General features: G+C 68.7%; 8 protein-coding genes and 2 pseudogenes. 5 read left to right on the plus strand and 5 right to left on the minus strand.

Annotated elements, in window-relative coordinates; all coding sequences use genetic code 11:
* The first annotated feature begins 192 nt into the window (after window positions 1–192).
* Entirely contained in the window at window positions 193–876 is a 684-nt protein-coding gene (locus ACWDAG_RS47480) for a response regulator (RefSeq protein WP_450701824.1), read from the plus strand.
* A 1-nt stretch (window position 877) separates the two neighbouring features.
* Window positions 878–3,421, plus strand: coding sequence for a DUF4118 domain-containing protein (locus tag ACWDAG_RS47485; RefSeq protein ID WP_450701825.1), 2,544 nt, complete (start codon window positions 878–880; stop codon window positions 3,419–3,421).
* Between the two features lie 42 nt (window positions 3,422–3,463).
* Here ACWDAG_RS47485 and ACWDAG_RS47490 read toward each other — a convergent pair whose 3' ends face one another.
* Entirely contained in the window at window positions 3,464–3,604 is a 141-nt protein-coding gene (locus ACWDAG_RS47490) for a hypothetical protein (RefSeq protein WP_450701826.1), read from the minus strand.
* A gap of 316 nt (window positions 3,605–3,920) precedes the next feature.
* Here ACWDAG_RS47490 and ACWDAG_RS47495 point away from each other — a divergent pair, with 316 nt between their 5' ends.
* Complete coding sequence (locus ACWDAG_RS47495) at window positions 3,921–4,454, plus strand: GNAT family N-acetyltransferase (protein WP_450701827.1); 534 nt, start codon at window positions 3,921–3,923, stop codon at window positions 4,452–4,454.
* Window positions 4,455–4,636: 182 nt separating this feature from the next.
* Here the strand turns inward: ACWDAG_RS47495 and ACWDAG_RS47500 are convergent, their stop codons facing one another.
* The gene (locus ACWDAG_RS47500; protein WP_450701828.1) at window positions 4,637–4,879 is read right to left on the minus strand and encodes a hypothetical protein; all 243 of its coding nucleotides are present in this window, start codon (window positions 4,877–4,879) and stop codon (window positions 4,637–4,639) included.
* Between the two features lie 331 nt (window positions 4,880–5,210).
* On the opposite strand from ACWDAG_RS47500, the gene ACWDAG_RS47505 reads away from it, so the two are divergent.
* Window positions 5,211–5,789: a dihydrofolate reductase family protein gene (locus ACWDAG_RS47505; RefSeq protein WP_450701829.1), complete on the plus strand. Its 579-nt coding sequence runs from the start codon at window positions 5,211–5,213 to the stop codon at window positions 5,787–5,789.
* Between the two features lie 91 nt (window positions 5,790–5,880).
* Here the strand turns inward: ACWDAG_RS47505 and ACWDAG_RS47510 are convergent.
* Together ACWDAG_RS47510 and ACWDAG_RS47515 are read right to left on the minus strand one after the other, a co-directional pair.
* Window positions 5,881–7,135: pseudogene (locus tag ACWDAG_RS47510) on the minus strand (IS256 family transposase).
* A 244-nt stretch (window positions 7,136–7,379) separates the two neighbouring features.
* Window positions 7,380–7,979, minus strand: a complete 600-nt coding sequence (locus ACWDAG_RS47515; RefSeq protein ID WP_450701830.1) for a hypothetical protein — start codon at window positions 7,977–7,979, stop codon at window positions 7,380–7,382.
* 191 nt (window positions 7,980–8,170) lie between these two features.
* Here ACWDAG_RS47515 and ACWDAG_RS47520 point away from each other — a divergent pair.
* Window positions 8,171–8,975, plus strand: a pseudogene (locus ACWDAG_RS47520) (IS5 family transposase).
* On the opposite strand, the gene ACWDAG_RS47525 reads toward ACWDAG_RS47520, so the two are convergent.
* Window positions 8,947–9,282, minus strand: a complete 336-nt coding sequence (locus ACWDAG_RS47525) for an ankyrin repeat domain-containing protein (protein WP_450701831.1) — start codon at window positions 9,280–9,282, stop codon at window positions 8,947–8,949. The pseudogene ACWDAG_RS47520 and the gene ACWDAG_RS47525 overlap by 29 nt on opposite strands.
* Window positions 9,283–9,454: the final 172 nt, after the last annotated feature.

Below are 9,454 nucleotides of genomic sequence, written 5' to 3' on the forward strand. Positions count from 1 at the left end.
TCAACCAGATGCTGGGCGAGCAGGACCCGGACTCGGCGCACGGCTTCAACATCTACTACACCGGTCTCGCGCCCGGGTCGTTCAAGCGCCAGCCGGGGCACACCCCGGCTCCGCCGACTCCCGCCGCCATGAGGCCGGTTGTGCCGTTCCCGGACTTCCTGACTGCCCGTACGACACGAAAGGTGTACACCCATGACCAGGGTGTTGGTGGTGGAGGACGACCCGCAGCTCGTACGGGCCCTCGTGATCAACATGCAGGCACGCCGGTACGGAGTGGACGCCGCCCCCGACGGCGCCACGGCCCTCCGCCTCGCGGCCGCGCGCCAACCGGACGTGGTGATGCTGGACCTCGGACTGCCCGACATGGACGGCGTCGACGTCATCAAGGCCCTGCGCGGCTGGACCCGGGTACCGATCCTGGTGCTGTCCGCCCGGCAGGCGTCGGAGGAGAAGGTCGCGGCACTGGACGCGGGCGCCGACGACTACATCACCAAGCCCTTCAGCATGGACGAGCTCCTGGCCCGACTGCGAGCCGCCGTCCGCCGCAGGGAGGACGCGCAGCTCGTTCCCGAGGCGACGGTGGTGGAGACCGAGGAGTTCAGCGTCGACCTGCTGGCCAAGAGGGTCGTACGGAGCGGGCGGGACGTGAGGCTGACCCCGACCGAATGGCACGTGTTGGAGATCCTGATCACCAACCCCGGCCGGCTGGTCACCCAGAAGCACCTGCTGCAGGAGGTCTGGGGGGTGTCCCAGAGCAACAAGACCAACTATCTGCGCGTCTACATGGCACAGCTGCGCCGCAAACTGGAGAGGGACCCCTCCCACCCCCGCTATCTGATCACCGAGCCCGGCATGGGCTACCGCTTCGAGGGATGACATGGCACGCGGAAAGCTCCGGATCTACCTCGGCGCGGCACCCGGCGTCGGCAAGGCGTACGCGATGCTCTCCGAGGCGCATCGCAGGATCGAACGGGGCACCGACTGCGTGGTCGCCTTCGTCGAGCACCACCACCGGCCGCGTACCGAGGTGATGCTGCACGGCCTGGAGGCGATTTCACGCAAGGAGATCGAGTACCGCGGCACCGCCTTCACCGAGATGGACGTCGACGCTGTACTGGCACGCCGTCCGCAGGTGGCACTGGTCGACGAGCTCGCGCACACGAACATCCCCGGCTCGCGCAACGACAAGCGCTGGCAGGACGTGGAGGAGTTGCTCGCCGCCGGGATCGACGTGGTCTCCACCGTCAACATCCAGCACCTCGAATCGCTGGGTGACGTCGTGGAGTCGATCACGGGGGTGCGGCAGCGGGAGACCGTGCCGGACGAGGTGGTGCGGCGTGCCGACCAGATCGAGCTGGTCGACATGTCCCCGCAGGCTCTGCGCCGCCGGATGGCGCACGGCAACATCTACAAGCCGGACAAGGTCGACGCGGCGCTGTCCAACTACTTCCGGCCCGGAAACCTCACCGCCCTGCGGGAGTTGGCCCTCCTGTGGGTCGCCGACCGGGTCGACGCGTACCTGACCGAGTACCGCAGCGAGCACCAGGTGTCGACCATCTGGGGTTCGCGGGAGCGGATCGTGGTCGGCCTCACCGGCGGTCCCGAAGGGAGCACTCTGATCCGCCGGGCGGCGAGGCTTGCCGAGAAGGGCGCCGGGGGAGAGGTGCTCGCCGTCTACATCTCACGCAGCGACGGCCTCACCTCCGCCTCGCCCAAGGAGCTGGCCGTTCAACGGACCCTGGTCGAGGACCTGGGCGGCACCTTCCACCATGTGGTCGGCGACGACGTCTCGGCCGCTCTGCTGGACTTCTCCCGCGGGGTGAACGCGACCCAGATCGTGATGGGTGTCTCCCGCCGCAAGGGCTGGCAGTACGTGTTCGGTCCCGGCGTCGGCGCCACGGTGGCCCGCGAGTCCGGCCCCGACCTCGACGTCCACCTCATCACGCATGACGAGGCGGGCAAGGGACGCGGACTGCCCGTGGCCAGGGGAGCACGGCTCGGCCGGTCGCGGCTCATCTGGGGCTGGCTGGTCGGCGTGCTCGGCCCAGCCCTGCTCACGCTGCTGCTGACCAGCGTCACGCCGGATGTCGGTCTCGCCAACGACATGCTGCTGTACCTGACCCTGACGGTCGCAGCGGCCCTACTGGGCGGTCTGTTCCCCGCGCTGGCCTCGGCGGTCGTGGGCTCCCTGCTGCTCAACTGGTTCTTCACCCCGCCCGTGCACACCCTCACGATCGCCGACCCGGAGAACATCGTCGCCATCGCGATCTTCGTCGGGGTCGCCGTGTCGGTGGCCTCGGTCGTGGACCTGGCCGCCCGGCGCACCCACCAGGCGGCCCGGCTGCGTGCGGAGTCGGAGATCCTGTCCTTCCTCGCAGGGAACGTGCTGCGCGGCGAGACCAGTCTGGAGGCGCTGCTGGAGCGGGTGCGCGAAACCTTCGGCATGGAGTCGGCGGCGCTGCTGGAACGGGGCGGCGAGCTGGATCCCTGGACCTGCGCGGGCAGCGTCGGACCCACACCCTGTCAGGACCCGGACGATGCGGACGTGGACGTGCCGGTCGGCGACCACATGTCGCTGGCCCTGTCGGGGCGTGTGCTGCCGGCCGCCGACCGGCGGGTGCTGGCCGCGTTCGCCGCCCAGGCCGCCGTCGTCCTGGACCGCCGACGCCTGCAGCAAGAGGCCGACCAGGCCAAGGAGTTGGCCGAGGGCAACCGCATCCGCACCGCGCTGCTCGCCGCCGTGAGCCACGACCTGCGCACCCCTCTTGCCGGAATCAAGGCGGCCGTCACCTCCCTGCGCTCCGACGACGTCGAGTGGTCCGAGGAGGACCGGGCCGAGCTGCTGGAGGCAATAGAGGAAGGGGCGGATCGCCTCGACCATCTGGTGGGCAACCTGCTGGACATGTCCCGGCTGCAGACCGGCACCGTCACCCCGATCGTCCGCGAGACCGATCTCGACGAGGTCGTCCCCATGGCGCTCGGCGGCGTGCCCGAGGACAGCGTAGAGCTGGACATCCCGGAGACACTGCCCATGGTGCATGTGGACCGGGGGCTGCTGGAGAGGGCCGTCGCCAACGTCGTCGAGAACGCGGTCAAGTACAGCCCGCCGGAGGAGAAGGTCCTCGTGGCCGCGAGCGCCATCGCCGAACGGGTCGAGGTGCGGGTCGTGGATCGCGGACCGGGCGTGCCCGACGAGGCCAAGGACCGCATCTTCGAGCCCTTCCAGCGCTATGGAGACTCGCCGCGGGGCGCCGGAGTGGGACTGGGCCTGGCGGTGGCCCGTGGCTTCGTCGAGGCCATGGGCGGCACCCTGAGCGCCGAGGACACACCCGGCGGTGGTCTGACGATGGTGCTCAGCGTGCCGACGGCGCCGCAGCGTCAGCCGGAGCGGCCGGACCTTCCGGCCGCGGCCACCTCCTGACGGGTCGGCCGCGGCCACGTCGACAGGGCAGACCCGACGGCCTCAGACCTCGGGCGGCACCGTCTCGAACTGCTTCTCCACGTCCCCGGTGTCCAGCCGCAGCCGCCAGGCGTTCCGGCGGTGCGCGGCAGCAAGCGCGGCCACCAACGGCGACGTCGGCGCCGCGAGGGCGGGACAGCCCATGTGCGCGAGGCAGCAGCGGCTGATCGACGGCCGAAGCGCACGCCGCAGGGGCCGCGACGCCTGGTGCTGCGGTCGGGCGACCGCGACGAGCGCTCGCTCGGGAACACCCCGGGCTACGGGGACCTGCCCCGGAAGTCCCGCTCTCCCGAGCCAGCCGCTCCCGCTCCTGAACTGGGGCCTGTCCGGCGGATCTTCCCGACGCTGGTCACAGGGCATCGGGTCGGGGCGCGGATTGACCTGTGGAAGAGTCAGATGCCGTTGCCCACGACCGCCGTACGAGGTCGTGCCTTGGGTCGAGAGGATCAGGAGTCGTTCCATGTCCGATGAGATCACGCTGCGCCCGGTGACCGCCGACGATCTCGACCTGTTCGAGCACGAGTTCAGTGGGCCGGAGGGGACCGGCCCGTACCAGTGGTTCGGCTTCGGTTCACCGGCCGGCCTGCGCCGGCAGTTCGCCGAGACCGGCCTGCTCGGCTCCGACGGCGGTGGCGTGCTCTCCGTCGCGGAAGCGGGCCGGACGGTGGGCCGGGTCGAGTGGTTCGCCAGCACCTGGGGGCGGCCCGCCACCTCCACCTGCTGGAGCCTGGCGATCGGTCTGGTGCCGGCCGCGCACGGCCGCGGCATAGGCACCCAGGCTCAGCGACTGCTGGCCGAGTATCTCTTCGACCACACCAGGGCCGAACGGCTCCAAGCCTGGACGGACTGCGCCAACATCGCCGAGCAGCGTGCGTTGGAGAAGGCGGGCTTCGTCAGGGAGGGCGTGCTGCGCTCCGCGCAGTGGCGCGGCGGCCGGTGGCACGATCAAGTGATCTTCTCCATGCTTCGCGCGGAGCGGTCCGGCGGATCATGATCGAAGCCACGGTCGGATCGAGGTGAGGGTCCTGGTGCCGTGGAAGGGGTGGGCGTGCGTGCGTCGCCTCCGGGCGGCGTTCAGCTGCGAAGCGAGATGCGTCGCGAAGAGCGCGCGTGCTGACGCGGCCGACCGCGCATTCCATCTGCCGACCCCCTGCCAGGCGGACAGCACCGGCTCGATCAGCTCCCAGCGGGCACGGCTTTGCCTCCTCCGAACTCGTTGCCGTCGATCTTGCCGACACCGGCCTTCTCGGTCGCCGCCGCCATTACCTGCTCAGCCTCGTAGACCTGCCTTCGCTGGTCGGCGTCGCCGAAACCCTCGGCGGCGAGCCGGAAGTGGGCGATTACGGCGTGCTCCTCGTCCCCGTTGTCCGGGGCAATAGGTGTCTGCATGGCGGTCACCCTCTCATCGGGCTCTGACATCGCGCTGTGGGGGCTCCGCCGCCGCTCTGGGCTGCCACGACCTCTTCGTCCCGAAGTAACCTGGGTAGGGGCGGTGCCTTGGGGCAGCGTGCCTCCTACCTGCGCTGATGGTCCGCAGACGTCCGCGCGAGGAATAGTCAAGACCTGTGGATCGGTGTGCTGCGCTCTTCTTCCCACGCCGCGTCGCCGACCACGCCACCGTTCTGGCCGCGGTCAAGCCGTGGGGCCGTGTCCGGGGGCGACCGGGCTCCAAAAGTCCAGCGACGATGAGTTTTGGCGTCGTTCGCGGTCTGTCTCTTGAACCTGATCAGCCGCACTCGAGGAGAGCAACGTGACCGCTACCTACACCTTCGACGTTTTTTCCACCCTCGACGGCTTCGGCGCCCACATCGGCAACTGGGGCGGCTACTGGGGCAAGCAAGGTCCCGAGTTCCTTGAGCGACGCCTCGCCTTGTACGACCAGGAGCAGCGGATGGTCTTCGGGGCCAACACGTATCGTGCGCACACCCAGATGCTGGCCTCGGGCATCGAGGAGTCCGAGCTGAGTGACCCCTGGGTCACCCGGATGAGAAACCTGCCGGCAACGGTGGTGTCAACCACGCTGAAAGAACCCCTCGACTGGCCGGACGCGACCGTCGTGAGCGGCGACCCTGTCGACATCGTCGCCCGGCTCAGGGAGGAATCCGAGGTGCCGTTGCGCTCGCACGGCAGCCTTTCGCTGAACCGGGCGCTGCTGGCCGCCGGTCTGGTCGACCGCGTCCAGGTGACGCTCTTCCCCGTGATCAATGGCCAGACCGGCGTAGACCCAATCTTCCAGGGTGCGGCCGACTTCGATCTCGAGCTGATTGAGAGCCGGACGCTCGATGGCCACACCCAAGAGCTCATCTACCGGCCTACCCTGCATGTCTGAGTCCACCCATGCACCCACCCCCTCCAAGCAGCCGGACCTGACCCGGAAGTTCCCTAGGACCGGCATCCGACGGGTCGCAGGGCGGCCTTGGTCACGCGGCTTGCTGGGCACCTCCTGATTCGTCGGGGCGTTCGGCGAGCTGGCCGCGTTCGAAGCGGGCTCCGGCCCGGACCAGGGCGACCAGGTGGGGTGCGTTCACCGCCCGCCACCGCTGCTGGGCGGACTCGACGAGCTTGAAGACCATGGCCAGGGTGGCGGCGCGGGAGCCGGCCCCGCGGGTGACCTTGGTCCGCAGCCGGACGGTGGAGAAGGTCGACTCGGTGGGGTTCGTGGTCCGCAGGTGGATCCAGTGCTCGGCCGGAAAGTCCAAGAACGCCAGCAGCTCCTCCTGGTCGTCGGTGATCTTCTTGACCGCCTGGGGGAACTTCGCGCCGTAGAGCTGGGCGAACGTTTTGATCGCCGTCTCGGCGTGGGCGCGGTCGTCCTGAAGCGCCTGACGGGCGCCGGGATGGGCGGACTTCGGCAGGGCGTTGAGCACGTTGGCCGTTTGTGAACCCAGCACCTCTGATGTCGGGAGGCGGGGAAGACCTCGGCCAGGGCCTTCCAGAAGCCGAGAGCTCCGTCGCCGACCGTCAGGATGGGGGCGCGCATCCCCCGACGGGCGCAGTCGCGCAGCAGGTCCGCCCAGGACTCGCCCGACTCGCGGTAGCCGTCCTTGAGCGCGGCCAGTTCCTTGTTGCCATCCGCGCGCACGCCGACGAGGACGAGTATGCAGGCTTTGGCTTCCTCCAGGCGGACATTGAGGTGGATGCCGGCGGCCCACATATACACGTAGTCGACCTCCGCGAGGTCGCGGTCCATGAACGCGGCGTGGTCGGCTTGCCGCTGCTGGGTCAGCCGCGTGACCGTTGCCGGAGACAACCCGGCCGAACTGCCAAGGAACTGCTCCAGCGCGGGCACGAAGTCGCCGGAGGACAGGCCGTGCAGATAGAGCAGCGGCAACACCTCGCTGATCTTCGGGCTCTTGCGGCACCAGGCGGCAGGATCGCGGAGGAGAACCGCTTGCGCTCGCCCGTCTCCTCGTCGACGCGTTTGCCGTTCACCCGCGGCGCCTTCACCTCCACCACGCCGGCCGCGGTGGTGACCTTCCTGGGCTGGTGGTAACCGTTGCGCACCACGAGCCGCCGGCCGTGCTCGTCCCGCTGGTCGGCCAACTCGGCTATGTATGCGTTTACTTCGGCTTCCAACGCGGCGGCCAGCATCCTTCGTGCGCCCGCCAGGACGATCTCGTCGATCAGGGAGGAGCCGTTGATGGTGGTGCCGTCGTCGTTCACTACGCTCAGCACGGACGTCCCTTCCCGGCCGGTGCTGCGAACACCGATCTTGCTCGGTGACCTATCGATCAATCACCCGGGAAGGTACGTCCTCCCCGAGCCGATCCACAGGTCCTGAGCATTGCTCCGTCCGCGCTCGTCCGCCGCTGTTCGTCGGCGCTGTCACGCACTTAAACACTCACCGGCGCCGACGCCGAAGACCTCGGCTTCTCTGCCGCTTGGTGTTCACCGCATGGCGTACTGCGGGCTGACCGGGTCAATCGGTGTCCTGGTCACCGGTCGGCTTGGCGGGCCGGAGGTTGGTCGCGGTAAGGCGAGCCTGTTGTGCGCGACGCTGGTACTCGTCGGCCTGCGACGGTTGTCCTACGGCGAGCCGCTCGTACTCGTCGGCCAAGGCGTGTTCGGCGGCGGCCAGCTCGGACGCCAAGGCGGCGTACTGCCCGTGCAGGCGGCGCACCCTGGCCTCCAGCCTTTCCAGGGACGGAGGCTCGTCGGCCTGTCGCTGCTGTGTTTCGGCTGTCTCGCGGTCGACATCGCGCTGTTCCCAGTCGTCGCGAGCGTCTGCGCGGCGCAGCGCAGCCTCACCGCGGTCCAGCCGGTTCCGGCTGGAGTCCAGCAATGACCGGGCTCGGTCGATCGCCTCGTACGAACGCTCCCGATGGGTCGGGACTGTCTCCCCTCGCGCACGGCCCTGCGCGTCGAGCCGGTCCTCCCACTGAGCGAGCCGCGCTTCTCGTTCGTCGGCCAGCTGCTCCCGTTCGTCGGCTACCTGCTCCCGCTGGTCAGCAGCGTGATCACGAGCGTCGCCGGCACCTTCGCTGGAAGAGTGCCGCGCATTCGGCTGGTCCGTCCCCATGCTTGGCAGTATGCCCGCAGAGGCAGTCACGCGGCCTCAGGAAGACGACTACCGTCACATGCTCCCGCCAAAATGGCCCGGAGCGCGATCACTCCGGGCCATCCTGGCTGGTGCCCCTGGCAGGATTCGAACCTGCGACACCCGCTTTAGTCGTCATCTCATTTGGTTGTCTCAGTAGGCTGTGAGTCGCGGTGGGGATCGTTGAGCGGCTGGTGCCGGATGAGCTGTGGGAGTTGTTCCAGCGGGTGGTGCCGGAGGCGCCTTCGCGGCCTCAGGGCGGTGGCCGCGGTCGGCATGGCGACCGTGAGGTGCTGGCCGCGATCGTGTTCGTGGCCACGTCGGGCTGCACGTGGCAGCAGTTGCCACCGCGTCGTTCGGTCCGTCGGGGGCGACGGCGCACCGTCGCTTTGCGGAGTGGTCGAAGGCCAGGGTGTGGGCCAAGCTCCATCGCCTGGTCCTCGACGAGCTCGGCTCCCGTGGCGAATTGGACTGGTCCCGCTGCGCGATCGACTCGGTGAACACGCGGGCGATGAAAAGGGGGACCTGACAGGCCCGAATCCTGTCGACCGGGGCAAGTACGGATCGAAGATCTATTTGATCACCGAGCGGACAGGTCTGCCCCTGTCCGCCGGAATCTCAGGGGCGAACCTGCACGACAGCCAGGCACTGATCCCCTTGGTGAAGGGCATACCACCGATCCACTCCCGCCGTGGGCGGCGGCGACGCAGGCCGGACAAGCTCCACGCTGACAAGGGTTACGACTACTCTCACCTGCGGCGATGGTTACGAGGGCGTGGCATCGAGCACCGCATCGCCCGCAAGGGGATCGAGACCTCGCAGCCCCTGGGCCGCCACCGCTGGACCATCGAGCGCACCATGTCCTGGCTCGCCGGCTGCCACCGCCTCCACCGCCACTATGAGCGCAAGGCCGAGCACTTCCTCGCCTTCACGAGCATCGCCTGCACCCTCATCTGCTATCGGCGGCTCGTCTGCTGATGTGGGCCTGCAGCAGTTTCACGGCCAGGTTATGGCCGTAGTGATTGGCCATGTCCATGGGGGTGCGGCCGTCTGGGTCTGCGAGCTCAGGATCAGCCCCGAAGGCCAGCAACACGGCCGTGGTGTGCACAGTCAATGGCTGCCCGCTCTGCAAGCAGCCATCACCCTCGGCGTCGATTGCGTGGGTCAACAGCGTCATGTTGCTGAAGACCTCGTCGGGATCGGAACCAGAGGCCAGCAACCGGGCCAGGGTCTCGGCATCCTCCTGCTCGACAGCTTGATGCGCGGGTGTCCAGTAGTCGCTCACCCAGGCATTCAACCGTCCCCACAGCCCGCCTGCCAGCGACTATCTACGCCAGCAGCCACCAATTGAGATGACGTCTTAGTGAGCGTTTGATTCTGATATCGGATGGTTCGCGCGGGTTTTCAGGAGTCAGGTCGAGCACTCAGCGAAGCGATTCGCCGGAAACATCACTTCC

This window comes from Streptomyces sp. NPDC001157 (assembly GCF_053598255.1).